Source organism: Trichocoleus sp. FACHB-262, from assembly GCF_014696035.1.
Classification (GTDB): domain Bacteria; phylum Cyanobacteriota; class Cyanobacteriia; order FACHB-46; family FACHB-46; genus Trichocoleus.
In genome coordinates, this window is the sequence record NZ_JACJPK010000108.1 from 182754 (window position 1) to 207951 (window position 25198).

The window sequence follows — 25198 nt, forward strand, 5'->3', positions numbered from 1 at the left end:
GTGATATAAGGATTTTCGGGATTCTGGCAGAGAAAAATAGCTTATAAATGCCTCTAATTTTGTTAATTAATGTACTTAACCAAGCTTGGCTAAAAAGCGAGTTATTTTGCTTTTTGAATTTGAATTTTTTCTAACACTTTGGGCGTACTTCTTAAGAAGGAGTAAATAAAAACTTAGATAAGCTGGCGATCGCTGAGTGGATAGAGTTTAATGGCTATTCAGAGAGCGAAGGGCGAATTTTGCCCGGCTAGCTGGTGCTCAACTTGCGATCGCTCAGTCAAAATAGGAAAGAAAACTTTCGACAACTGCTAACACCTAATCCTGATTAAGATAGGTTGTGGTCGGTGGCATAAGTGCTGGGTTGCCAGTTGAGCCTTTGCCGCCAGCCTGAGCGCTAGATTGCCTCTCTAGATTGCTTCTCTAGAGCTATAGCGTGGGAATTAGGCGCAGTCTATCTCAATACCGCTCTCCCGTGGATTGTGTCCCGCCTGGACTGATAAAAACCTGAATGAGTACCCATACTTCCGTGCTGGAAGCTCTGCTACAAGCCCTGCCTGAACTAAGACCGCAACTATACTTCAAGTCCTCCTTGACAGCGTTGTCTCATGCAATGGAAGACCAAGTTTTGGCGGGAACCGAACGGCCCTTGGTGATTGCTAGCTTCCAGCGAGAGCGTTTCTATCGGCAGGAAGCACATCGTTATCTACGGATTGCTGAGCGTACCAATCAGGTCTATGTCTTAGCAGCACCCGAAACCGATTTTGCCAATCGTTCAGGCAGTTACGAAACCATCGCTTTTGAGCCGCCCGATCAACTGACCCATGAGTGGCATTTGGTGGTAATTGGGCAGCAGTATGCTAGCTGTTTGGTTTGTCGCGAGCGTGAAAGCCCAAATACCAGTCCAGTCAGGCTCCGACGAGATGCGCTACCGCCACCAGAGCAACCCGCGATGGATCAAACCCGGCGCTTTGAAGGGGTGTGGACCTTTGACCGTCAAGTGACCTGCCAAGCGGCTGAACTCCTGCTAGATCGAGTGTTGGAGTATCGACCTGAATTAGCAGACAAGGTAGCGCAAGCCAAAGCTGAATTTTTGGGTAAAAAGCCGTCTGGGTTGCAAGGGATTGACCCTGACCCCTTTGTCGAGCGGCTGTTGACCTATCTGCAAGCGGGCCAGTACAAATTGCTCAAAACCTATCGCTCGATCGCGGCTCAGGAACGCAAAGAGCGGTTGGTTAACTCGATCAGTTCAGCCATTCGGCGATCGCTCAACCCAGACGAAATCTTCAAAGTAGCAGTGCAGGAACTAGGGCAAACCCTCCGCGTTTGTCGCTGCCTAATGTATCGCTGTCGCGCCACAGATGCGACAGCCACAATTCAGTATGAGTTTCTCAGTCCCAATGCTATTTGTGCCGACTCAGCGGTAGATGGGGCAACAGCTACAGCATCGATTACCGCGCCTTCTCTAAATGGTCAAACTTGGCCGTTGCAAAACAATCCTTTATTTCAGGAAATTGCTCAGAAGCGCGAGTTGATCCACATTGAGGATACGACCAAGGATGCCCGCATCACTGGCAACGCAGACTTGCAGGCACTAAGCGATCGCTGGCAGATTCGTTCTTGGCTAATGGTGCCCCTGCTGTATCAAGATCGCTTGATGGGCATGGTAGAACTGCATCACTGTGGCGCTTTACCTCATCGCTGGGCTGATGATGAGTTGTCTTTAGTAGAGGCGATCGCCACCCAAGTGGGAGTGGCCTTGATTCAAGCGGAAGCCTACGCCAACTTAGAAGATTTAAACCAACAACTCGAAGCATTCGATCGCACCCGTAGCAACTTAATTGCCATCACAGGCCACGAACTCCGCACTCCCCTTTCCACCATTCAAGTGTGCCTAGAAAGCCTGGCTAGCGAGCCCGATATGCCGTTGGAACTGCGGCAAGTCATGCTCAGCACCGCCTTAAGCGATGCAGAGCGCATGCGTAAACTGGTACAAGATTTTCTCACCCTCTCACGCTTAGAGAGTGGACGAGTGCAGTGGAACTTAGAACCGCTGCCTTTGCAGGAATGTGTGGATCTAGCTCTGAGCAGCATTCATTCTCGGCAATCTCAAGAACAGTTGCCCCAGATTGCGGCCCAAGTGCCTCCAGAATTACCGTTGGTACGAGCCGATGGTGAATGGTTAGTCGAGGTACTCTCAAAACTGCTGGAAAACGCTTGCAAATTTACTGAACCTGAAGGCCAAGTCACCATTGAAGCTCGCCGGAATGGTAGACAAATGCTAGAGGTAACGATTACGGATACAGGCCGAGGCATTGAACCGAATCGGCTGGAAGCGGTGTTCGATCGCTTCTATCAAGAGGAAGGCGCCTTGCGCCGCACCACAGGAGGCACAGGTTTAGGCTTAGCCATTTGCCGCCAAATTATTACGGGCTTGGGGGGGCAGATCTGGGCAGAATCAGCCGGAAGAGATCAAGGCAGTCGTTTCCACTTCACGATTCCGATTAGTCGAGAAGGACGAGAGACGCGATCGCCTAATGTCCAAACGGGCAATTCCAAGATGCGGCATAAGCGGATCACTACACGTCCTTAACAATTTAAAGAATTGTCAAGCCGTAATACTGAAGAACTGTAACAGTTCCTGACAAAGTAGATAGACGGGTTCCGTCTCAGTGATAGGATGCCGTAAAACGTTCAGACGTTCAGAGAGAAATTCATGGCAGAAACCCTTACTGGACAAACTCCTTTATTTGGCGGCAGTACAGGTGGCCTACTAACCAAAGCTCAAGTCGAAGAGAAATACGCCATCACTTGGACTAGCCCCAAAGAGCAAGTGTTTGAAATGCCCACGGGTGGAGCGGCAGTTATGCAGCAAGGTGACAACTTGCTGTACCTAGCTCGTAAAGAGCACTGCATCGCCCTCGGAGGCCAGCAACTGCGGGCAAAATTCAAAATCACTAACTATAAGATCTATCGGATTTTTCCGAATGGCGAAATGGAGTATCTGCATCCTAAGGATGGTGTGTTCCCTGAGAAGGTGAATGCAGGCCGTCCTTACGTGGGTAAGAAAGAACGCCGTATTGGTCAAAACACTGACCCCTCTAAAGTCAAATTTAGTGGTGAGTCAACTTATAGCGTCTAGGGCTAGCTGCTTAAGTTCTCATCTCGAAGCTTGATGGAGTTTTTGAATTTTCAAAAATTCTTTCAAAGTGTTCGGATGGTTGCTTAGTGCAGTTTAATTGATTGACAGGACAAAGACAGTTGAGTCTCGGATGGCTTGCTCCCTCCGAGGCTTTACTTTTTAAATCAACGAAGTATTTTGATTTATTTGCGTCCCTTCAACGTCAACCAGCATGACTCAGGTCAATCCATTTCGCCAGTAAAGTGTTTACTTGAGTCCCTCCCAGACTGAACCATAGAGCCATGATTTTCCCGGATTTTTCGCAATTTTCAGCCCTCGCTCAGCAAGGTAATTTCATTCCGGTTTACCAGGAATGGGTGGCAGATTTAGAAACGCCTGTTTCAGCCTGGTATAAAGTTTGTGCAGGGCAACCCTATAGCTTTTTGCTGGAATCTGTAGAAGGGGGTGAGCAACTCGCTCGCTACAGTTTGTTGGGCTGCGATCCGCTGTGGATTTTGGAGGCGAGAGGCGATCGCACCACTCAAACTCATCGTGATGGTTCCGTTCAAGAGTTTTTCGGCAACCCATTAGATATTTTGACGAGTTGCTTGCAACCTTACCAACCTGTCAAGTTGACAGAGCTACCGCCGGGTATTGGGGGATTGTTTGGGTTTTGGGGCTACGAATTAATTCGTTGGATTGAACCGCGCGTTCCGGTTTATCCTGCTACAGAAGCAGACCTACCAGATGGTTTGTGGATGCAGGTAGATAACCTGTTGATTTTTGATCAAGTGAAGCGCAAGATTTGGGCGATCGCCTACGCGGACTTACAATCGCCAGGGGTAGATCTGGCACAGGCCTACGAGCAAGCCTGCGATCGCGTCCGGCAGTTAGTCAGCAAACTACAGCTACCGTTATCTGGCACCGACACCGTTCTTGAATGGACTCCACCTAGCAGCCTCAAAGCCGCTCCACCGCTAAATTACACCAGCAATACCTCACAAGCTGACTTCTGCGCCAATGTGGAGAAGGCTAAAGAACACATCAAAGCAGGGGATATTTTCCAGGTCGTTATTTCTCAGCAGTTGGCGACAGAATACCGTGGCGATCCTTTTGCTTTGTACCGTTCCCTGCGCTTAATTAATCCCTCGCCCTACATGGCTTATTTCCACTTCCAAGACTGGCAAATTATTGGCTCCAGTCCAGAAGTAATGGTGAAAGTTGAACGGACCTCCGACCCCCAAGGCCCCCTAACTGCAACTCTGCGCCCGATCGCTGGTACTCGTCCCCGTGGCAAGACGACAGCAGAAGATGCAGCGCTAGCCACAGACCTTCTGCAAGACCCCAAAGAGATTGCCGAGCATGTCATGCTGGTCGATTTGGGCCGCAACGACCTAGGGCGAGTCTGCCAAAGTGGCAGTGTCAAAGTTGATCAGTTGATGGTGATTGAGCGCTACTCTCACGTCATGCACATCGTCAGCAATGTCATTGGTGAATTGGCCTCTGACAAAACGGCTTGGGATTTGCTCAAAGCTTGTTTTCCGGCTGGAACGGTGAGCGGAGCCCCAAAGATTCGGGCAATGGAAATTATCCATGACTTAGAGCCTTGTCGGCGGGGGCCTTACTCCGGAGCTTATGGCTACTACGATTTTGAAGGGCAGCTCAATACCGCGATCGCCATTCGGACAATGGTGGTTCGTAGCCAAAGCGATGGCAAGTACCGAGTCAGTGTCCAAGCAGGCGCTGGCTTGGTGGCGGATTCGGAGCCAGAACGCGAGTACCAAGAAACCCTTAATAAAGCCAGAGGGTTGCTAGAAGCGATTCGTTGCCTCCATGCTGATGTAATTTGACTGACAAGAGCTGACTGACAAAGTTTGGCTGGCAAGGGCTGACCAAGTTAACTCTGGTGTGAGCTAGCATACTTGACCCTACTCTAGGCAGCAGTTAACCTAATTGAGCCGTACTGCTGTCTGGCAGTCTGTCTTGTGAGCAAGATCACAAGCGGCATAACCAAAATTTAACCGGGCGTAAACCCAGCAATTAACTTCCCTTGAGCTCGAACCTCTAAATTAAGGGAAAGATTTAGCCTGGGTAATTGGTATGCTCCATTCTTTTGCCTCTGAGGCAGGCTCTCAGCCCGATTTACGTCAGTTGCTGGAGGAGCTTTACGAAGGCCGCAGTTTATATCCATATAGCAGTGGTCAGTCCATCCGCATGGCCCCCCAGGAAATTTGGATTGTCTGTCGCGGGGTGGTGCAGCTCAGTACCCTCTACCCTAACGGCGATGAAGCTTTGCTGGGTTTAGCGGGACCTTCCATGCCTTTTGGGTTGCCATTGACGCTGACCCACCCTTATCAAGCCACCGCTTTATCTAATGTTGATTTAATGCGGTTAACGGTGGCTGATGTGGAGCAATCTTCCACTCTGACGAAGGGAATTCTGCGCCACGTCAACCGCCGCTTACGGCAGACGGAAGCAATTTTAGCTTTGGTGGGGCATCGCCGAGTTAAAGATCGGCTGTGCCATTTGTTGTTGTTGCTGAAGCAAGAAATTGGTTTGCCTACGGCCGAAGGCACTCGCCTAGGCGTTCGGTTGACTCACCAACACTTAGCCAATGCGATCGGCACGACGCGGGTTACTGTGACTCGCTTGCTGGGTCAGCTAAAAGAAGAAGGATGGCTGAATGTAGATCGGAACCACCATATTGTGATTCCGTCCCAGACCACCCTATAAGTCAGCCACCCTATAGGCCAGCTCTAAGTTGTGAATTTGCAGCAATGCTTTGAGGAGCATTGGGTTGCATAATCACTGCTTGGAAGGGAATGACTCCTGCGTCTTCGCTGTTGATTTGGCGAGCGGCTTCGCGCGATAAGTCTAAAATGCGGTTGTCTACATAAGGACCGCGATCGTTGATTCGCACCACCACCGAATGGCCACTGTTGAGGTTTGTCACTTTGAGGTAGGTGTCAAAGGGAAGTGAGGGATGGGCCGCAGTTAACTCATTTTGGTTAAATGTTTCACCCGTCGCTGTCAGCCGACCATGAAAATAGGGGCCGTACCAAGAAGCCAGCCCCTGAATCTTTTGGTCAGTTTCCACCAGACCGTACATTTTAGTTTGGGCTTCCGCCAAGGTTAAGGGTGGAGTTGCCAAAGCAATGCGTAAGTTGTTCACCCACTCAACTGCTAACAATTCGCGCGTGCGCTTCAAGTGAGCGGCGATCGCTGGATCAACCACAAACAGAGTGCGATCGCCGACTTTGCCAGCAGGGTTCCCTTGGGCCATGCCAGGCTGCAATTTAGAGGCATCAAAGTGAGGATTCTCTAAGGTTTGTTTAAATTGTGACCCTACCCATTCCGCTTGGTCGCGAGTTGGCAACTCAGCAATGAGATAGCCTTTCACCCACACTTGAAACACTGTGCGATGAGGAGACTGAGACGAGAAATTTTGGATAAAAGCAGTGTGTCGGAAAGCAGACCACTTCTGCTGTCTTCTAGCGAGGCTACTACCCTCTGGCGTGATAGCTCGGTTAGCGCGGACTATAACCACTGCTTTAACGGCATTCAGGCTATTTTCCTGACCTTGCCAAGTAAACAAATCCTTAAACAGCCGCAGGACTTGACCCGGATAGTGGTCCATGAAGTTCTTGCTAGCGGTCGTTGTAATCGCTAGAGAACGAGTAGCCCAAAGTTGAGGTTCTAATTTAATCGCTGCAATGGTAGCGGGAGTAGTTCTTAATTTGGGGTGAAAAAGTGAATTTTCGACCGGATTGAACCAACTAGAGGTTGAAGAAGAGATCAAAGCACTCTGGCGCTTGGGCTGCGGTGACACGCTAAGCAACGCTAACTTAGGCGAATATGTGCTGTAGAGATTGGAGGTGACTGCGGGTTGGAGCCAAGCTGTAGTGGATTTGGAAGGTCTACTCACTGCCGAAAGAATCTTGGCAGGAAAGGTGCTGAATAGACGTTCAGGCGCTTTAAGCAAACCTGGTCCCGAAGAGAAAAAGTACTCAGCTTGGGATGCAACCCAGACAAGACAAAATAGCAACATGTATGGATAAATGCTTGAGAGGATGCACAAAATGTCGTATACAGTAGTGCTGTATACAACCTCTGGTAGCTAGGTAGTAGAGTATACTAACTCTAACCGCGAAATAATCCACCTATAGGGTGAAACCCCCTACTGACCCTAAGTGGAGATTTTTGTCATGAAAACTTTCCGCTAAGCGCAGCCATTTTTTCTTGGTAAGTTACCATTACCGTCTAGTGGGATGGAAGTTTTGGGTGGAGTTAAAATCTCGGTTACACCAGCATTTAACTCAAGTTGCTCGCGATCGCGATCCTTACTTAGCCACGGCTGGACACTTTTTTGTTCAACAATACATCCGCCAACAGTTAGAACAATGGGGCCAAGTGGAGGTCCAAGAGTTTCAGGTTCAGGGCATGAACTTGAAGAATTTGATTTTGGATTTGCCAGCGGCTACGACGACAAAGGCGAACAGAGCCAGACCGCCAATTTTGATTGGGGCTCACTACGATGCCGTTATAGGCTCCCCCGGAGCAGACGATAATGCCACAGGGGTAGCAGTGCTGCTGGAACTAGCGCGGGCTTTTCACCAGGCACCTGCTCGCTATCCGGTACGATTGATCGCATTCGACTTTGAAGAAACTAGCTACAACCTCGCAGGCAGCACTTATTACGCAACTTCTCTACAACAAGAGCCGCTGCGCTTAATGCTGGCGTTAGAAATGCTGGGGTATTGCGATCGCGCCCCTGGCTCTCAACAATATCCGCCAGGCTTAAAATATTTCTTTCCCAACCAAGGCAACTTTATCGGCCTCATTGGCAATCTGAAAACAATTCCAGACCTAATCCACCTGAGCCGCCATTTGCGGCGGGCAGGTGTGCCTTGTCGCTGGTTACCTGCGGGGAAAAAAGGCGTGATTTTGCCAGATACGCGCCGCAGTGATCATGCTGCCTTTTGGGACCGAGGCGATCGTGCCCTCATGGTGACCGATACGGCGCATCTACGGAATCCGCACTATCATAAGCCTAGCGATCGCCTGGAAACTTTAGATTTAGATTTTTTAACGGGTGTCTGTCGCGGCTTAGAAATGGGCATTCGTTCTTTATAGATGAGTTGCCCACCCGTTTTTCAGGAATTTAACCATGACCCATAGCCAGCAGCCCACAGAAACTGTTTCCCCAACAGGTGCTAGCGGGGCGATGCCAAATTACTCCGCAAGCATGCAAGCAGAACCAGTAGAAGTGACTGACCACACCTCTTTGATTCTGGCATTGCTCCTGGCAGAGCGAGCCTCGGAAGCACAAAGTATCTGGCTGTCAGTGCTCTCACAAAAAAGTGCTATTCAGCAACAAAGCAGCACGCTTGATTTGATTCAATTCTTGGCAACTACAGCTGAGCAATACGAACAGAATGCCAATTGGAAAAATGCTTGGTTAATTCGTTCTTACATTGCCCAATTCCTTCCCAACGATATTAATAATTCGCTAATTCTAATTCGACTTGCTATAGAGTTGAAAATATTTGAGCAAGAGGGAAGACGGTTCTTAGCATCGGCAACCCATTCACTAGCATTTGCCCAAGGCTTTGAACAAGTAAATCTCAATCTTTTAGAAGGAGTACTACAGAAACTAGCCGCAATTCATCCTTTTCATGAATTATTTGATATTTGCTTTCTCAACAACAATATTCGCCAGAACCCCCAATTTGATGCCGTCAGAAATCAAGTGGCGATCGCCCATAACAACCTGGGTTTAGTGTTTCATCAGCAAGGATCTTTAGACCAAGCGTTTGGGGCATTCCGTAGATGTTTAGAAATCCAGGCAAGTATTAGTCCTGTCCATCTTTCCAAGATATTTCTCAATTTAGGAGTTACCTCTGCTCAAAAGCAGCAGTTTCAATCAGCGGAAACCTACCTGAAACAGGCTGTAGAGCTAGATGCCAATAATGCTGATGCTGCAAGAAGATTAGTCGATGCCAGGTATAAACTCCACACCGCAGCCAAAAGCTACACATTTACGTCAGATTGGTTTAGCTTCAATATTCCAACGTGGCAAGTATATTTGCAGCAGTTCGTAGGTCAACCCAATTTAACTGTTCTAGAAATTGGTAGCTGGGAAGGCCGCTCCACTTGCTGGCTATTAGAAGATGTCTTAACGCATCCCTCTTCAACTATTACTTGTGTAGATACTTTTGAAGGTAGCTTCGAGCATCAATCTTACGACCCTGACTACATCAAATCTCTCGAAGACCGATTTGATTTTAATATTCAACAATCTGGTGCTTCAGAAAGGGTCAAAAAGATAGTGGGTTCGTCTCATCGAGTTCTCAAAAGTTTGCCGCCCAATACCTATGACTTCATCTATATTGATGGCTCACATCTTGCCTGTGACGTACTGATTGATGCGGTGTTAAGCTGGTCCTTAGTCAAAGTCCAAGGACTACTAGTATTTGATGACTATGACTTTAGGTTCCCTAACCAGCCCAACCAAAATACCCAGATCGGCATTGACGCATTTGTTAGCAACTTCTCACCCAAAATTGAGATCATTCACAAGGGTCATCAACTAATTCTGAGAAAACTAGCTGAATAGTAGCCTCTGCAATTAGCAATTTCCTTAAGTGCTTTGGCCCAAAGCTAAACTTGTGCTGGCCAGGGATAAATGGGTTCTCGGCCAATGCGATCGCGACGGGTATGAACCAAAGCATGCGTTTTAGCTGAGCGGATTGCTCGAAGGGTTACTTAATCAAAGCTTACACAGCTCAATCCCTGTATGCAGTGAACACAGTTATACCAGTCCGTACGTAGCAAGTGTAAAAAACATAACCCTTTAAAGATAGATAAATTGAGTGAAATTCCGATGAGGAAATGAATAAACACGCAGTTGATCACGAAAGAATTCATATGCTGGTCCTAGATCTTGTTTGTATCTAGACAAAATTTCTACTTAAAGATAGGAAATGGTCCAACCATGCAGAGATTCTTTACCTCGATCGCGACAATTGCAGCTGGATTAACCTTTGGTGCCCATCTACTGCAAGTGGGCTCTGCTCAAGCTGCTAGCTTTTATGACTTCAACATTCAATGGACTGACAACACTATCACGACTGGTTGGTTTCAGATGGATGATACCCCGGACTTCCAAGACCAGTACCAATCGCATGACGGGACTACCAACTACAGTTCCAGCTACAACTACTGGGACGTGGACAGTTTGCTAGATATTAGCTTCATTCACGAAGGCACAACTTACGTCAAGTCTGACATCAACTACATAGGTTTCTATCATTATGATTTTCCAGCAGGAGTTTACCAGCAACCGTATTCCGGCAATTCTCGCAATCACCTAATCATAGGTTTGGGCAATCAAGACTCCACTCTTTATGCTATTGACTACGGGGCTGATGGAAGCCCTGCCATTTACCGCGACTCCGGCTCCGAATACAGAAACAATTATGGGCTTCCTGAGCGCTCTGCAACGGCAGTCAGTATCAGAGAACGCTCAGCACAGGCTGTCCCTGAACCCGCAACAATCGTAGGGCTGGCACTAACTGGAGTTGGAGTTGCTGCTTCGCGACGTAAGCAACAGCGTCAGACGGCTGCTTAAACTACGCAAGATAATTGTTTCTAAGCAGAGCTAATTATAAGAAATGTGCTGTCAGGTATGAAGCTCTAAAAGCGCCCTTAGTTCAGAACTAGGGGTGTTTTTTATGACCTTATCCAGCCTTAATCTTGCATTCTGTTGGTTGAACAATTCAGGCGATCGCTCCCCTTAAGACCCAGTTTGAGTAAGAGCATAAACTTGCGCTGACCAGGGATAAATCGGTTCTCTGCCAATGCGATCGCTTGCGACCCATCGCTCCTGTGTGACTTCTTGCCAGCGATCGCCCTTAGAGATTTGTGGCCAGTTGGGAATAAAATACTCAGCATTCGGTTCGGTGGGGTTGGGGGTGCCGTAGTCGGAGAAGTTGGCTACTACTACAATTAGATTGCGGCCATAGCCTCGTTGCCAAGCCATTACCCGCTTACCGTCGCTAAAGTCGCTATGGATAAACTGAATGTCGTTGGAGGCGAGCGCGTCAGAAGTCGTTCGCAAGCGCACCAATCGAGCCACATAGCCAAAAATTCGCTGTCGCCAATCTTCGCTGGCACGGCTGTAGTTCACTGGGTCAACTTGTTTGTTGGTATCTCCCTGACCCGGATAGTTGAGGTCTAGATCTTGCTGATCGGCAAATTCATCGCCAGCCAAAATCATCGGGATGCCCACTGCTGTGAGTAAGCAGGCAAAGGCCAGCTTGATGCGCGGTTCTGTGTCGGCGACGCCGTTGTTAGCCAGCCAGTTGTAGAAGCGCTCATTGCCTAAGCCGCCGATGTCGTGGGAGGTTAAGTAATTGACCGCTTGGGCACCATCCGAGAAACCTAATAAGCGGCAGTCAATCAGTTTGCGGACACTGCCCTCAAAACTAGGATCGCCATACCAGTTACGGCCTAAAATCACCTGGCGAATGATTTGCTTGAACTTCTCATTCCACAAGCCATCCAAACGGCTTTGCTGTACCAGTTCTAATGGCACGCTGAGTTCTTCGCCCACGACTAAAAAGCGATCGCCTGTCCCGCCCCGCTGTTGCCAAAGCGATCGCGCATAGTCCTTAAACTCTTGCAAAAAGTCGTAATTGGTGACGTTGTTGACGCTGTCTAGACGTAACCCATCTACGCGATAATAGTCCATCCAACGAGCAATGTGGGCCTTCATGTACTCACGGGCAGGCACTAGGCGCGATTGCTCTCCGGTGATCGGGTGATAGCCCTCGACGGTGTAGTTGTACTTGAACAAATCGCCACCAAAACCATCTCGATTGGTTTGCTCTGGATCGCCGCCCCAAACTGGATGTAAAAGTCGAGGAAATTGATGTTGGCGTAGGGATTGTTGCGAGAAAACGCCATCACCGCGTCGTAGAAGAAGCGCAGTCCCTGGCGATGACAGGTTTTGACTAAGCTCGCTAAATCAGTTGAAGCAGTGGGAGCACCTTGATGATCAGGACTGCCCAAGTCAAAGTCAGCGGCGAAATAGTTGGCGGTGCCGTAACCCCAATTTAAATTGTCGTCACTGTCGGCAGGAGGCAGCAGTTCCAGAGCATTGACGCCGAGTTCTAGCAAGTGAGCGCGGCCTGGTTGCAGAGCTGGCACATCTGGAAAATCTGGAGCAGCTTCCGCAGGTTCTAAGAGAGATTCCACATCTCGAAAGGCCCCCTTACCGACAGTGATGTCCCCACTACTATCAATCCGAGTCCAACGAGTAGGTAGCTCGTAAATCATTAAGCGATTGTTGGGAGGCAAGTCTGACAGTGGGCGATCGCCTGTCCAATCCACCACCTGCCCTTCTGGATCGCAAGGAATTAATTGTCCAGCTTGATACAGCACGACACTCACCGGATCGCCACTGGCTGCACCGTCTGGTTCCTTAGGACTAGGGGCGGCAAAGCGGCGATCGACGGTGTAAGCAGTGGGGTCAGTGCAATAAAGGACGGGACGGGTGGAGTTGTAGGGATTGGTGTCACGGATTTTGAACCAATAGCCGTAGACCTGCCCATCGCTGAGGTTGCAGTCTTGTGCTTTCACTTCCCATAAATCGGGAAACTGCGACGATCGCTGAAGCGGGATTTCGCGAGATTGCTCAAACTGAGAGGTTTTGAGGTCAGCATAAGAGCCAATGTAGAGCGCTGGAATCGGGTCAATGCTGCCAGGACGCCACAACAGAAAGTGAGTTTGTTTGCGATTCAGCAGATCAGCCTGCATGACCAAATCTCCCAAGATAAGCAATGGTTTTTGTAGCACTGCAAGAGAATGACACCTAGCAGGTAAGCCATTCAATTCACAAAGTATTCACGCTGCAACAGCACTAACCTCGGTTCTTAAGCAATTTCAAATAGTTTCAAATACCAGTTGCGGTTGAAGTGGAACCGGTGTTGTAGTAGGAACTCTGGCTGGGTTGGTAAACGGCGATCGCTTTGTAGTCAGGATGCCAAATTCTTGATGCTTCTAGATGAGCTTGAATAGGTCTACTAATATAGCGGGTCACTTTCACTCGATAACCAGGCATCCCATCGGCACTAGGAGCAGGCGTTTGCTCTAGTGTTTCGGCAGTCACATTTATGGCAAGACAAGGCGCGGCTCCCCAAACGCTAGAAGACACCTCTCCTCGCTCTGGATCAACTCCTAACCATAATTGCAAACAGAACGAACGTGCGTTTCTAACCATCAAATCTTTGTAACCGTAAGCAACTATAGAATTGCGACCCAATGGAAAAGAGCTTTTTCTGCCATAGGCTTATGATTCAACGCCTAAGTATTTGAATGAGCAATTTCTCTGGATACTGAGAATGTAATTATTGGTCAAACTCAGGGAATTCTCAAAGACAGGCTCAACTAAGTTAACTGAAGCAGTCGAGCTGGTCAAAGCTTCTCATTAATTATCATTCAGTTGTTATAGTGAGGCTTACAACAATGAATTATGCAGGACAAGTTAGTTCTTCAATGTCACCAAACAACTACAGTGAAGCGATCTCACTCTATCAAAGCCGTATTGAAGCTGAACCATCTGTAATGTCAAATTATTGGCATTTAGGATTAGTTTTACTTCTTTCAGGTCAAGAATCAGAAGCCCAACTAACCTGGCTATCAGCAATGGCGCAAGGAACTGCTGAAGAAACTCAGACAATGACGGTGGAATTGGGAAGAGTTTTATCAGAAGCTGCCCAGCTGCAAGAGCAGAAGGATAGGTGGCAATCAGCTTGGCTTATTCGTTGTTATATTCATGAGTTTATTCCTGAAGATCTAAATAATTTACTAGCTCTTACCTGGCTATCTTTTCAAATTAATTTGTTTGAAGCAGAAGGCGAAAAGCTTTTACCACAAATTGTCTATGGGTTATCCTTTTTGAAAAAAGGACAAGAGCAGTCATTGAACTTAGATTATCTGAAACAAGTTTTAAAGAATCTATTACTTATTAATCCCTTTTGTGAATTGTTTGAAGTTTGTTTGATTAAAAATGAAGGTATCAGTCACCATCCAATCTTTGCTGAGATAAGAGATGAATTGGCTATAACTTATAGTATTGTCGGCGTTGCTCTAAATCGACAAAATCTCTTGAGCCAGTCATTACCATTATTTCGAAAAGCATTACAGATACAGGTAAATCTGAGCGCTGACAATGTTGCAAGGATATATTGCAATTCAGGGTTTACGCAAATCAAGCTTCAGCAATTTAACCAAGCAAAAAAAGATTTACAAAAAGCTATAGAGGCTGATGCTCAGAATCCTGATGTGATAGATAGTCTTAACTTTTTAAGTTACAAGATTAGTGTCCAGGAAAAAGGTTATAGTTTCACATCTGATTGGTTCAGCGGGAATATTTCTGTATGGCAGAAATGCTTTCAGGCATTTGTTGATCAACCCAACTTAAATTTCTTGGAGATTGGTAGTTGGGAAGGTAGATCAACTTGTTGGTTGTTAGAAAATATTTTAACTCATCCATCTTCAAAAATTACTTGTGTTGACACTTTTCAGGGAAGTTTTGAGCATCAATCCTATGATACTGAGCGAATCAACTCTTTAGAAAACCGATTCGACTTTAATACTCAAAGATCTGGCTTTGCTGAGAAAGTTGAAAAGATAGTTGGTTTATCTCACCAAGTTTTGCCGACTTTGCCTATTGATTATTATGACTTGATATATATTGACGGCTCTCATTTAGCCTGTGATGTTCTCGTAGATGCTGTTTTAAGTTGGCGGCTGGCAAAAGTAAAAGGAATACTAGTGTTTGATGATTATGACTTTCAGTTTCCTGAGGATCCTGCTCAGAACACCAAGATTGGAATCGATGGATTTATAAATAGTTTTATGCCTAAGGTCGAAATTATTCATTCAGGGTATCAATTAATAGTAAAAAAAATTGCTGTATAGAAAATCTTCTGAAGAGGCATAGTGTGTCTAATTCGCGTTGGCAATTTTGGATCGATCGCGGTGGCACCTTCACCGATGTTGTGGCACGACGACCGGATGGTGAGTTAGTCGTTCACAAGCTGCTGTCAGAGAACCTCGAACGCTATGCAGATGCACCCCTCCAAGGCATTCGAGAGTTATTAGGAATAGCGACTGAGGTACCGATTCCAGCCGAGCAAATTGCAGCGATGAAGATGGGAACGACTGTAGCGACTAATGCTTTGCTCGAGCGGAAAGGCGATCGCGTGGTTCTCCTGATTACCCAAGGCTTTCGGGATGCGTTGCGAATCGGCTACCAAAACCGCCCCAATATCTTTGCCCGCCAAATCATTCTGCCCGAAATGCTTTATGAGCAAGTGATTGAGGTGGAAGAACGCTACACAGCTCAAGGTGAAGAATTAACTCCAGTGAATCTAGAAGCCCTTCGTCCTGAGTTACAAGCGGCTTATGAAAGTGGAATTCGAGCTTGCGCGATCGCTTTCCTCCACGGCTACCGTTACCCCAACCACGAACAACAAGTTGCCGATCTAGCCAGAGAGATTGGGTTTACACAAATTTCGGTCTCCCATGAAGTTAGCCCCCTAATGAAATTGGTGAGTCGTGGGGACACGACAGTGGTGGATGCCTATCTCTCGCCAATTTTGCGGCGTTATGTCGATCGCGTGGCAGGCCAGCTAGGCGATACGCAACTGATGTTTATGCAATCCAACGGGGGGTTAACCGATGCGAAGTTTTTTCAGGGTAAAGACAGTATCCTTTCGGGGCCAGCGGGAGGCATTGTCGGCGCAGTCCAAACCAGCAAGTTAGCAGGGTTTGAGCAAATCATCACGTTTGATATGGGCGGCACTTCCACCGATGTGGCGCACTACAACGGCGAATATGAGCGCACCTTTGAAACGGAAGTGGCAGGTGTGCGAATGCGATCGCCCATGATGTCCATCCACACGGTCGCAGCAGGTGGTGGTTCGATTCTGCAATTCGACGGCTCACGTTACCGAGTCGGGCCAGAGTCAGCAGGGGCGAATCCTGGACCTGCTTGTTATCGCAAAAATGGCCCCTTAACTGTGACGGATGCCAATGTCATGGCGGGCAAGTTGCATCCCCAGTTCTTCCCCAAGGTCTTTGGCCCCAATGGAGATTTGCCGCTGGATGCCGAAGTGGTACGGGATAAATTTGCCGAATTCGCGATTCAGATTCGAGAAGTCACCGGAGACAACCGTACTCCAGAACAAGTGGCACAAGGATTTTTAGCGATCGCTGTGGAGAAAATGGCGAATGCAATCAAGAAAATCTCTGTTCAACGGGGTTACGACGTTTCGGAATACACGCTCTGCTGTTTTGGTGGTGCGGGCGGACAACATGCCTGTGCGATCGCGGATGCTCTAGGAATGACACAGGTGCTTATTCATCCGTTTGCTGGCGTGCTGTCAGCCTATGGAATGGGCTTGGCGGATCTGCGGGTGTTGCGGGAGCGATCGGTTGAGGCGAAGTTGACGGATGGGTTGGCTCCAGATTTGGAAAAGCTTCTGACCGAGCTTGCCAATGATGCGAAAGCTGAACTCGCTCGGTCGGACAATGAGGCCCCCCTAGCCCCCCTTTCTGGTATGCCCGCTAGGGCTATAAATTGGGGAGAATTGGAATTTTCAAATATTCAGGTTCTTTCTAAAGTTCAGTTGCGGTATGAGGGAACTGATTCTGCGCTGATTGTGAAATTTGGCAGTATCTTGGAGATGGTAGCTAGCTTTGAAGCAGCTCATCAACAACGGTATGGCTTTACTACCCCACACAAAGCCTTGATTGTGGAAGCGGTTTCGGTGGAAGTGGTAGGCGTGACCGAGATTCCTGAAGAGGCGATCGCTGAGCAACGCAGAACTGGAGAACCAGAGGCGATCGCATCTGTCCAAATGTTCACGGGAGATACTTGGTACGATACCTCTGTTTTTGATCGAGCCCATCTGCAACCTGGCGATCGCATTACTGGTCCCGCGATCATCATTGAAGCCACCGGAACTAACGTGATTGAACCCGGATGGCAGGCGCAGGTCAATGAGCGTAATCACTTGGTGTTGCAACGTACCCAACCTTTGGCGAGGCAACAAGCGATCGGCACGAATGTTGATCCGGTAATGTTGGAGATCTTCAACAACTTGTTTATGGCGATCGCGGAGCAGATGGGGTTTACGCTACAAAATACTAGCTACTCGGTCAACATCAAGGAGCGGCTGGACTTCTCTTGCGCGATTTTTGATGGGCAAGGTCAACTGGTGGCGAATGCGCCTCATATCCCAGTGCATTTGGGGTCGATGAGTGAGAGTGTGCAGAGTTTATTAGCTGCAAAAGGAGATCAGCTCAAGCCAGGAGATGTCTATGCGATCAATAATCCCTACAATGGCGGGACGCATTTGCCAGATGTGACGGTGATTACGCCTGTGTTTGCAGCAGTTAGCACAGATTACTCTTCCCCTCTCTTCTTCGTCGCTTCTCGGGGTCATCATGCGGATATTGGGGGAATTACACCGGGGTCGATGCCACCGAATAGTACTTCGGTGGAGCAAGAGGGGATTCTGATTGATAACTTCCAAGTCGTCGATCAGGGACAGTTTCGCGAGCAGGAATTGGTGGAGCTTTTGACTTCTGGGCCTTATCCAGTGCGAAACCTGACGCAGAATTTAGCAGATTTGCAGGCGCAGATTGCGGCGAATGAGAAGGGGGCACAAGAACTGCATCGGATGGTAGAGCATTTTGGCCTGGAGACGGTGCAAGCTTATATGCGCCATGTGCAAGATAACGCCGAAGAGTCGGTACGGCGGGTGATTGAAGCGTTGAAGGATGGCAGCTTCACTTACGAGATGGATGATGGTAGCCAGATTCAAGTGGCGATCGCAATCAATCACAAAGCTCGAACTGCCCGAATTGATTTCACAGGCACTTCCCCCCAGCAACCCAACAACTTCAATGCACCTTTGGCGGTGACGAAAGCGGCGGTGCTTTATGTGTTCCGCACCTTAGTAGAGGATGACATTCCCTTAAACGCTGGGTGTCTCAAGCCTTTGGAGATTCATATCCCGGAAGGTTCTATGCTCAATTCACAATATCCAGCGGCAGTGGTAGCGGGAAATGTGGAAGTGTCGCAGGCGATCGTGGATACGCTGTATGGGGCTTTAGGTGTGTTGGCGGCTTCTCAAGGCACGATGAACAATTTCACCTTTGGCAGCGATCGCTATCAATATTACGAAACCATCTGTGGTGGATCTGGGGCTGGCCCAACTTTTGCAGGGACCGATGCCGTGCAAACGCATATGACCAATTCTCGTCTTACAGATCCAGAAGTGTTGGAATGGCGCTTTCCCGTATTGCTAGAAACCTTTGCGATTCGGCCTGAGAGTGGGGGTGCAGGTAAATATCGCGGTGGCAATGGCGTAATTCGTCGCATCCGTTTCCGCGAAGCTATGACTGCGGCGATTCTTGCTAATCGTCGGCGCGTTCCACCTTTCAGTTTACAGGGAGGTGAATCGGGGGCGATCGCGCGTAACTGGGTAGAACGACAAAACGGCACCATTGAGCCGTTAGACAGCAAAGCCGAGGTCGTAATGAACCCCGGCGATGTGTTTGTGATTGAAACCCCTGGTGGTGGAGGTTACGGTTCGCTCTAACGGCGATTGCGGCGACGCAAACGGTCGATTGTTACAGCGGCGATAATCACCAAACCCTTGACTACCAGCTGCCAGAAATAGGACATATTCAACAGGGTCAAGCCGTTATTAAGCACCGCGATAATCAGTGCACCTACTAACGTACCGACAATGGTGCCAATGCCTCCCGTGAAGCTGGTGCCACCGAGAATGACTGCGGCGATCGCGTCTAACTCATAGCCGTTGCCCAACATCCCCGTGGCGCTGTAGAGGCGGCTGGCGCTCATGATGCCTGCTAAACCGGAGAGCAAGCCACTGACACCATAGACAAACAGCAGCACCCGATTCACTTTAATCCCAGTTAATCGCGCCGCTCTTGAGTTACCCCCTACCGCATAGATTTGCACACCCAAGACAGTGCGCCTGAGGACGAACCAGCTCGCCGCCACCGCGAGTAACGCAATCACTACTAGCCAAGGTATAGGGCCAAGATAGCTGTTGCCAATCCAGGCGAAGTTGAGGTCGCGGTTGATCACGGTTGTGCCGTTCGCCACTAAATAGGCGGTGCCTCGCCAGGCCGTTAGTGCGCCTAAAGTGACGATAAACGGCGGCAGATCAAGAAAAGCAATCAAGGCACCGTTGGCTAATCCCATTCCCAATCCTGCCAATAGTGCTGCGGGGACAGCGGCCCACCCTAGCGCTGGAATCAGGGAGACAAGCACTGCGACCACCGCAGAAACCCCCAGAATCGAGCCAACGGAAAGGTCAATGCCTCCGGTCAGAATCACGAAGGTCATCCCGGTGGCTAGCACAATGTTGATCGAGGCTTGGCGAATGATATTGACTAGGTTGCCAGGCGTCAGGAAGGTAGGCGTGAGAAACGTAAACAGAATCCCAATAATCAGCAGGATGGGCAGAATTCCTGCCACTTGAAGTAAGTCCTTGGCTCCTTTGCGTTTCTGAGCACGGGGACGATCGCTCGTCTGGTCTCGACGCGGTCTTAATTCGGTTTGGCTCATGATCCTGCTACCTCCGATGCGCCAGTGGCGTAAGCCATGATGTTTTCTTGCGTAATTTGTCTGCCAGTGGAGCCGCCCAGTTCGCCCACCAGCTCTCCTTCCCGCATTACCAAAACGCGATCGCTCATCCCTACAACTTCTGGCAGTTCGCTAGAAACCATGAGAATGGCGACTCCCTCTGCGGCCAGGTCGCTAATAATGCGGTAAATCTCACTTTTTGCCCCAATGTCTACCCCACGGGTCGGTTCGTCCAGCAATATCACTCTGGGTTTAATCGCCAGCCAGCGGGCCAGCAACAACTTTTGTTGGTTTCCCCCCGACAGGTCTACAGCTCGAATTTCCAAGTTGGCCAGGCGGATATTAAAGTTCTCTACAGCGTCCGTCGCCACCTGATTAACTGCACCCCAATTGACCAGGCCAGCATGAGCATCTTGCTTCAGCCGATTTAGGACGATGTTTTTGCGAGAACTCATCTCTAGAAACAGCCCTTGGTCTTTGCGGTCTTCTGGGACATAGCCAATCCCTGCGGCGATCGCGTCACCAGGAGAGTTGATGTTCAGCCTCTGACCATTCAAGAAGACTACGCCACTCGTCTTAGGGTCAGCGCCAAAAATCAGTCGCGATAGTTCTGTCCTACCCGCACCCACAAGGCCTGCTAGACCTAGCACTTCTCCTGCATGGACCGCAAAACTAGCAGGTTTCACCTTGCGCCCATCGCTCATGTTTTTCACTTCCAGAACCACCGGACCTGGCGTACTTTGCCGTTGGTGCTCATAGAAGTCTTGCATGGCGCGACCGACCATCATCTGCACCAGGCGATCGGGAGAAATTTCGCTGCGAGTCAAGCTACCAATGTATTGCCCATCTCGTAGAACGCTGACTCGATCGGACAAAGCATAGATCTCTTCCATGCGGTGACTGATGTAGATAATGGCAATGCCATCACTCCGTAGCCTCCGAATCACCTCAAACAGGTGTTCGGTCTCCCTGTCAGACAGAGCTGCTGTCGGCTCGTCCATCACCAAAATGCGGCTGTTGTCCTTGAGGGCGCGGGCAATTTCTACCTGCTGCTGTTCCGCGATCGCAAGATCTCCAACGATATCGTGCGTGGTGAAACTAGCTCCCAAAGTTCTGAGCACTTGGGCCGCTTCTCGTTCCATACCGTCGCGATCGAGAAATGGACCTCGCCGCAACTCCCTGCCCATGAACATGTTTTCGGTCACGGTCAAGTTGGGCGCGACATTCAGCTCTTGATAAATCAGGTTGATGCCCGATTGTCTGGCGATCGCTGGATCAGTAATGTTGACGGGACGACCGTTGATCAAAATCTCGCCTTCGTCCGCAATATAAGCGCCCGCTAAGATCTTCATCAACGTGCTTTTGCCAGCCCCGTTTTCCCCCATCAGGGCATGAACTTCTCCGGGATAGATGGTGAGGTTCACGCCTTGCAGCGCCGGGACACCATGAAATCGTTTGGTGATGCCTCGCATTTCCAGGAGTGGAGTGGCGATCGCTCCTTCTGGAGATGAGGCTCGGATGTCGGTGGTCATCAGTAGCTCCTAAATCAATCTCACTGCCAGCCTGGGTATTCGCTGACGTTCTCTCGCGTGATTAGCTTGACTGGAATCAAAATGTCGGGGTTGGCAGGTTTCTTGCCATGCAAAATGTCATTACCCACTTGAACAGCCTTGCGAGTCATGCCCAGGGGGTCTTGAGCCGCCGTCGCGACAAAGAGACTGTTAGGGTCTTCGATCGCTTCTTTAGCTTCTGGTGCGCCATCCACGCCCACAATGAAAAACTCACTGCGCTTGGCTTGGCGAGCTGCTAACTCTGCCCCGACTCCCGAAGGATCGTTAATCGCAAACACAGCATCGATTTTTGGGAAAGAGGTGAGCAAGTCGCTCATCACTCTCAGCCCACCATCTCGACTGCCTTCGGCGTTCTGGTCTTTGGAAAGAATTTTGATGTTGGGATATTTGGCCAAAACCTCTTCACAGCCATCGACTCGCTCAAACACGGAGTTGACCGGAGGGCCATTGACGATGACGATGTTGCCTTTCCCTTTCAGGCGATCGGCGATGTATTGGCAACTCACTTGTCCCGCTTGGACGTTATTGGAGGTGATGGTGGCATCTACGCCTCCCTCGGCTCCTGTATCTACAGCGATGACGGCAATGCCCGCTTGTTTAGCTTTCTCTACGGCTGGAGCAATGCCTTTGCTATCCCCCGCGTTGAGGACGATCACGTCGGTATCAGAAGCAATGAAATTTTCGATCTGGTTAAATTGCTGGTTAAGGTCATAGCCGCTGGATACTAGCGTGACTCTGACATCTTCACCGCCAATTCTTTTGGCCTCCTCTTCCGCACCTCGCCCCATGAGAACGAAAAAAGGATTACTCAAATCGCCCACGGTGACAGCGACAGATTTCAGCTTCACCGCTTCCTTGCTTGGGTTGCCCTGATTGCCTTCAACCGCTAATCGGTTATTTGGGGCAGCCGGTGAGCAAGCCACAAGCGCACTACTGGCGAGACTCAAAGCGCCAGCAGCGATCGCCACTCTCTTCACGTTCATCTATTTCCACCAACTCATTAAGAGAGCCAACAGAGTATAGATCTGTAAATTAATCAAAAGCATGAGCTAGCTCTGAATCATTCAGACCTAACTGAGAGGCATTTGAGCTTCTGCAATTTCAACTCTTCCTAATATTTTGTTTTTGATTTAGAGAAGAGCGCTATTAGCTCCAACTAATTGAATGCCTTAACTGGATACAGAGTTATCTCTGCACCTCAAAGCACTAAATTATTTACTTATGTTAAAACACGTTTAGAAGTGTTTAATCTCGAAATTGCCTTTAGCTAAAACTGCTAGAAGACGTTGCTATCAAACTGACAGATTTATATTCGAAATGACCCTTTACTTGTTTATCCTCCGCTTTTATAAAAACATCCCGCATCTATCCAATGGCCTAGTTAAGAGTAGTTACTAAACTTTACAGCCGCTGACTTAATTTAAGACCTAGCTGTGTTTAACTACTTAATTATTCGGCCTCTTCAGCATACTCATCCAGGACGCTATCAGATAGATGATCCAGATGTTTCAGCTTTGATAGTTCTTGAAAGCTATCGTATGAGATATAAGTGCAACTCTCTGATAAAGGGCCTCGATCCAGTAGCGAGAAAACTGGACGTCTAATTTCCTGGAAAACTTTTTCACGTCTTTCCGTAGGAGCTACGATATAGAGCTTAATATCCATATTAGGCTGGAGCGCTAAAAGATCTGCCATGCGAAGAAGACCCGAATAAATTGAGGTTGTATGCTCCACCTCAAAAGCACGTACAATAGCTCTTCCTTTCAACCATAAAACATCAATTTGTTCAATCGTTTTCAGGGTTATTTCATCATAATTAAGCGGGAGCATCTTTAATACTGACTGCTCTGTGCTTTTCCGTTCATTCAAAACAGCAGTCCTATCATTTTTAGGAATCCAAATCTTCATTCCCATTCAGGAGCCAATGTTGCTAATAAGAGATTGAATCTTAACTGACTCACGGATAGAGATGGGTTCTTGTGCAGAAGCTTGAGAGATTACCTCTATGTCTTCTGGGACAGACACAGATATAACTTTATCCAATCTACGAATTTGGTGGTCGATGAATTTCTGATATTCACGTTCATCAAATTCAAATAGTTTTTTCTTAGATACTTGAGTTTTAATCATTTTCTCAAGTAATTTACCATCATATCCTTTAGCTGACCTAAGCTACTTCTGATTTTTCCTGTCCATGTGGATGAGTTCTTATTATGATCTTTGGTGAAAGATAATGAGTTCCAGAGCTCATCTTCGTGAATAGAAATAGCTGCTTCCCTTGCTAGCCAAGCTAGCGGCTTGACTTTAAAGCGCACTACAAAGGGATCATTTTCCTCATAGATAGGAGTGTTATCTTCAAAGGCTGTGCTCATTACCTCAAGCACACCTACCCATCGTGACAGTTTAGTCATGTAACAGATAAACTTATCTCCAATGGCAATGTTCTGAGCAACATTCTTATGCCTTAGCCGAAAACCAGATATATTCATTTCGGTTTGGCTAAAAACTTCGTAAGTTGTAGGAGAAAATAAGTTTAGGAAGTAAGCCATAAATAGAATAGGTTTAATTGATTAATAATCTATAACTGTCACTTCTTAGTCCAATGTCTAATCATATTCTTGTCCAGCTATCTTTCAAGATTTCTCATCCCAGCCCCGGCGTATGAATGAGATAGGAAAAATTACTGCTAATTTTGCTTAATATATCCTCTATAACTGTACTCACTGCAAAACTCTAACTACTTTAGGTAAGTACAATGTAATTACAGGACTAAAGCTATGGCAATATAGGGACTTATCTCAAAAGTTAGCGATCGTCTTCTCTTAAAGAAAAGAACGATCGACAAACCTAAAAAATAGATCTGAAAATTAGGTGATACTTTTATATTTTCAACTATGCTTCATCAACGGTTTCCTCTGGCAGGGCAGCGATCGCGGCTAGGATACTTGCAGCATTTCCTTTAGGAGCATTAGCCTCATTCGTATTCGTAATAATGACAACTTGTACTTCTGTGCCTTCCGGTAGCTCAACAGGCTGAGTTAGTCTCAAAACACCTTGCTCATAAATAGCCGTAATCGTTTTCATACACCTTCTCCAATGTTACTTAATGAGCTGAAAGCTTTTTAATAATAGCTATTCAGAAAACATCTCTGTCAAAACCGTCAAAACTAGTTTTTGTGTAGTAGCACTAATGCGACCAAGCCGTTTTACAAGCCGTACTTTATCAACCGTACGAAGTTGATCCAAAACGATTTGACCATCTTTGCCCTGAAAACGACAAGCTACCCGTGTTGGATACTCCCGTCCTTTTGTCGTCATCGGTGCAATGATCACAGTACTGATATTTCGGTTCATCTCGTCTGGAGACACGACTAAACAGGGACGAGTTTTTTGAATTTCACTGCCGATAGTGGGATCGAGATTTACCAGATATACATCAAAGCGCTTAGCTACCACTCCCACTCATCCGCATCCCAACTCGTTAGGCTTGTTGCTTCTTGATCTAGTAATTGACCGTCTCCTTGCTCAGCCATCTTCTGAAACGCCTCATCCCAGCCTTGGCGTACAGATCGGGCAGGACGAATGATGAGTTGGTTTTGCTGCACCTCTAGTTCCACTTCATCACTGAGATGCAATTGCTCTAGTAGTAACTTGGGAATCCGAATTCCTTGAGAATTGCCGATTTTGATGATGCGAGTTTTGACAACTGGGTTCACTGAAATACTCTGTTGACTGTCAGTAAGTACAGTGTACGTACAGAAATAGAGCTACGACAACGCAAGAACCCATCTCAAAATTAGCGATCGCTCCTCTCCA

Annotated in this window: 21 protein-coding genes; 9 read left to right on the forward strand and 12 right to left on the reverse strand. The window is 48.0% G+C overall.

Annotated elements, in window-relative coordinates; translation table 11 throughout:
* Nucleotides 1–508 precede the first annotated feature (508 nt).
* The 4 genes from H6F68_RS26475 to H6F68_RS26490 all read left to right on the forward strand — a co-directional run bounded on the left by H6F68_RS26475 (nucleotide 509) and on the right by H6F68_RS26490 (nucleotide 5851).
* Nucleotides 509–2590 carry a DICT sensory domain-containing protein gene (locus tag H6F68_RS26475; RefSeq protein ID WP_190563667.1) on the forward strand — a complete coding sequence of 694 codons (2082 nt, stop codon included), beginning with the start codon at nucleotides 509–511 and terminating at the stop codon, nucleotides 2588–2590.
* Nucleotides 2591–2713: 123 nt separating this feature from the next.
* Nucleotides 2714–3139, forward strand: coding sequence for a photosystem I reaction center subunit II PsaD (locus H6F68_RS26480; RefSeq protein ID WP_190436875.1), 426 nt, complete (start codon nucleotides 2714–2716; stop codon nucleotides 3137–3139).
* A 281-nt stretch (nucleotides 3140–3420) separates the two neighbouring features.
* A complete protein-coding gene (trpE, locus tag H6F68_RS26485) occupies nucleotides 3421–4968 on the forward strand; it encodes an anthranilate synthase component I (RefSeq protein WP_190563669.1) in 1548 nt (515 codons plus the stop codon).
* Nucleotides 4969–5218: 250 nt separating this feature from the next.
* Nucleotides 5219–5851 (forward strand): Crp/Fnr family transcriptional regulator, encoded by a 633-nt coding sequence (locus H6F68_RS26490; protein WP_190436881.1) that lies wholly within the window; start codon nucleotides 5219–5221, stop codon nucleotides 5849–5851.
* 10 nt (nucleotides 5852–5861) lie between these two features.
* Here the strand turns inward: H6F68_RS26490 and H6F68_RS29675 are convergent, their stop codons facing one another.
* The gene (locus H6F68_RS29675) at nucleotides 5862–7043 is read right to left on the reverse strand and encodes a septal ring lytic transglycosylase RlpA family protein (RefSeq protein WP_313930250.1); all 1182 of its coding nucleotides are present in this window, start codon (nucleotides 7041–7043) and stop codon (nucleotides 5862–5864) included.
* A gap of 314 nt (nucleotides 7044–7357) precedes the next feature.
* Here H6F68_RS29675 and H6F68_RS26500 point away from each other — a divergent pair, with 314 nt between their 5' ends.
* The 3 genes from H6F68_RS26500 (at nucleotide 7358) to H6F68_RS26510 (ending at nucleotide 10748) form a co-directional block, all read left to right on the forward strand.
* Complete coding sequence (locus H6F68_RS26500) at nucleotides 7358–8251, forward strand: M28 family peptidase (protein WP_199300366.1); 894 nt, start codon at nucleotides 7358–7360, stop codon at nucleotides 8249–8251.
* Between the two features lie 34 nt (nucleotides 8252–8285).
* Nucleotides 8286–9734: a class I SAM-dependent methyltransferase gene (locus tag H6F68_RS26505; RefSeq protein WP_190563671.1), complete on the forward strand. Its 1449-nt coding sequence runs from the start codon at nucleotides 8286–8288 to the stop codon at nucleotides 9732–9734.
* 378 nt (nucleotides 9735–10112) lie between these two features.
* Nucleotides 10113–10748 carry a PEP-CTERM sorting domain-containing protein gene (locus H6F68_RS26510; protein ID WP_190563673.1) on the forward strand — a complete coding sequence of 212 codons (636 nt, stop codon included), beginning with the start codon at nucleotides 10113–10115 and terminating at the stop codon, nucleotides 10746–10748.
* 165 nt (nucleotides 10749–10913) lie between these two features.
* Here H6F68_RS26510 and H6F68_RS28630 read toward each other — a convergent pair whose 3' ends face one another.
* The 3 genes from H6F68_RS28630 to H6F68_RS26520 form a co-directional block, all read right to left on the reverse strand.
* A complete protein-coding gene (locus H6F68_RS28630; protein ID WP_199300368.1) occupies nucleotides 10914–11975 on the reverse strand; it encodes an alpha-amylase family glycosyl hydrolase in 1062 nt (353 codons plus the stop codon).
* Nucleotides 11912–12937, reverse strand: a complete 1026-nt coding sequence (locus H6F68_RS28635) for a hypothetical protein (protein WP_199300370.1) — start codon at nucleotides 12935–12937, stop codon at nucleotides 11912–11914. Before H6F68_RS28635 ends, H6F68_RS28630 begins: the two co-directional genes overlap by 64 nt.
* Nucleotides 12938–13073: 136 nt before the next feature.
* On the reverse strand, nucleotides 13074–13373 hold the full coding sequence (locus H6F68_RS26520) for a hypothetical protein (protein ID WP_190563675.1): 300 nt from the start codon (nucleotides 13371–13373) through the stop codon (nucleotides 13074–13076).
* Between the two features lie 272 nt (nucleotides 13374–13645).
* Here H6F68_RS26520 and H6F68_RS26525 point away from each other — a divergent pair, with 272 nt between their 5' ends.
* Both H6F68_RS26525 and H6F68_RS26530 read left to right on the forward strand, forming a co-directional pair.
* Nucleotides 13646–15103, forward strand: a complete 1458-nt coding sequence (locus tag H6F68_RS26525; RefSeq protein WP_190563677.1) for a class I SAM-dependent methyltransferase — start codon at nucleotides 13646–13648, stop codon at nucleotides 15101–15103.
* Between the two features lie 23 nt (nucleotides 15104–15126).
* Nucleotides 15127–18795, forward strand: a complete 3669-nt coding sequence (locus H6F68_RS26530; RefSeq protein WP_313930251.1) for a hydantoinase B/oxoprolinase family protein — start codon at nucleotides 15127–15129, stop codon at nucleotides 18793–18795.
* Here the strand turns inward: H6F68_RS26530 and H6F68_RS26535 are convergent.
* The 8 genes from H6F68_RS26535 to H6F68_RS26570 all read right to left on the reverse strand — a co-directional run bounded on the left by H6F68_RS26535 (nucleotide 18792) and on the right by H6F68_RS26570 (nucleotide 25098).
* Nucleotides 18792–19793 (reverse strand): ABC transporter permease subunit, encoded by a 1002-nt coding sequence (locus H6F68_RS26535; RefSeq protein ID WP_190563679.1) that lies wholly within the window; start codon nucleotides 19791–19793, stop codon nucleotides 18792–18794. The genes H6F68_RS26530 and H6F68_RS26535 overlap by 4 nt on opposite strands.
* Nucleotides 19790–21343: a sugar ABC transporter ATP-binding protein gene (locus tag H6F68_RS26540; protein WP_190563681.1), complete on the reverse strand. Its 1554-nt coding sequence runs from the start codon at nucleotides 21341–21343 to the stop codon at nucleotides 19790–19792. Before H6F68_RS26540 ends, H6F68_RS26535 begins: the two co-directional genes overlap by 4 nt.
* A 20-nt stretch (nucleotides 21344–21363) precedes the next feature.
* On the reverse strand, nucleotides 21364–22365 hold the full coding sequence (locus H6F68_RS26545) for an ABC transporter substrate-binding protein (protein ID WP_190563683.1): 1002 nt from the start codon (nucleotides 22363–22365) through the stop codon (nucleotides 21364–21366).
* A 466-nt stretch (nucleotides 22366–22831) separates the two neighbouring features.
* Nucleotides 22832–23290, reverse strand: a complete 459-nt coding sequence (locus H6F68_RS26550; protein ID WP_206755565.1) for a hypothetical protein — start codon at nucleotides 23288–23290, stop codon at nucleotides 22832–22834.
* Nucleotides 23291–23508: 218 nt separating this feature from the next.
* Entirely contained in the window at nucleotides 23509–23931 is a 423-nt protein-coding gene (locus H6F68_RS26555; protein ID WP_190563687.1) for an EVE domain-containing protein, read from the reverse strand.
* A 343-nt stretch (nucleotides 23932–24274) separates the two neighbouring features.
* Nucleotides 24275–24466: an antitoxin family protein gene (locus H6F68_RS26560; RefSeq protein ID WP_190563689.1), complete on the reverse strand. Its 192-nt coding sequence runs from the start codon at nucleotides 24464–24466 to the stop codon at nucleotides 24275–24277.
* 48 nt (nucleotides 24467–24514) lie between these two features.
* Nucleotides 24515–24844 carry a type II toxin-antitoxin system PemK/MazF family toxin gene (locus tag H6F68_RS26565; protein ID WP_190563692.1) on the reverse strand — a complete coding sequence of 110 codons (330 nt, stop codon included), beginning with the start codon at nucleotides 24842–24844 and terminating at the stop codon, nucleotides 24515–24517.
* Nucleotides 24832–25098: an AbrB/MazE/SpoVT family DNA-binding domain-containing protein gene (locus H6F68_RS26570; RefSeq protein ID WP_190563694.1), complete on the reverse strand. Its 267-nt coding sequence runs from the start codon at nucleotides 25096–25098 to the stop codon at nucleotides 24832–24834. The genes H6F68_RS26565 and H6F68_RS26570 overlap by 13 nt, the downstream gene beginning before the upstream one ends.
* Nucleotides 25099–25198 lie beyond the last annotated feature (100 nt).

Coding starts and splice junctions, on each gene's coding strand:
- H6F68_RS26475 (WP_190563667.1), top strand. CDS start 509: ATGAGTACCCATACTTCCGTGCTGGAAGCTCTGCTACAAGCCCTGCCT.
- H6F68_RS26480 (WP_190436875.1), top strand. CDS start 2,714: ATGGCAGAAACCCTTACTGGACAAACTCCTTTATTTGGCGGCAGTACA.
- trpE (WP_190563669.1), top strand. CDS start 3,421: ATGATTTTCCCGGATTTTTCGCAATTTTCAGCCCTCGCTCAGCAAGGT.
- H6F68_RS26490 (WP_190436881.1), top strand. CDS start 5,219: ATGCTCCATTCTTTTGCCTCTGAGGCAGGCTCTCAGCCCGATTTACGT.
- H6F68_RS26505 (WP_190563671.1), top strand. CDS start 8,286: ATGACCCATAGCCAGCAGCCCACAGAAACTGTTTCCCCAACAGGTGCT.
- H6F68_RS26510 (WP_190563673.1), top strand. CDS start 10,113: ATGCAGAGATTCTTTACCTCGATCGCGACAATTGCAGCTGGATTAACC.
- H6F68_RS28635 (WP_199300370.1), bottom strand. CDS start 12,937: ATGCAGGCTGATCTGCTGAATCGCAAACAAACTCACTTTCTGTTGTGG.
- H6F68_RS26525 (WP_190563677.1), top strand. CDS start 13,646: ATGAATTATGCAGGACAAGTTAGTTCTTCAATGTCACCAAACAACTAC.
- H6F68_RS26535 (WP_190563679.1), bottom strand. CDS start 19,793: ATGAGCCAAACCGAATTAAGACCGCGTCGAGACCAGACGAGCGATCGT.
- H6F68_RS26540 (WP_190563681.1), bottom strand. CDS start 21,343: ATGACCACCGACATCCGAGCCTCATCTCCAGAAGGAGCGATCGCCACT.
- H6F68_RS26545 (WP_190563683.1), bottom strand. CDS start 22,365: ATGAACGTGAAGAGAGTGGCGATCGCTGCTGGCGCTTTGAGTCTCGCC.
- H6F68_RS26550 (WP_206755565.1), bottom strand. CDS start 23,290: ATGAAGATTTGGATTCCTAAAAATGATAGGACTGCTGTTTTGAATGAA.
- H6F68_RS26555 (WP_190563687.1), bottom strand. CDS start 23,931: ATGGCTTACTTCCTAAACTTATTTTCTCCTACAACTTACGAAGTTTTT.
- H6F68_RS26560 (WP_190563689.1), bottom strand. CDS start 24,466: ATGAAAACGATTACGGCTATTTATGAGCAAGGTGTTTTGAGACTAACT.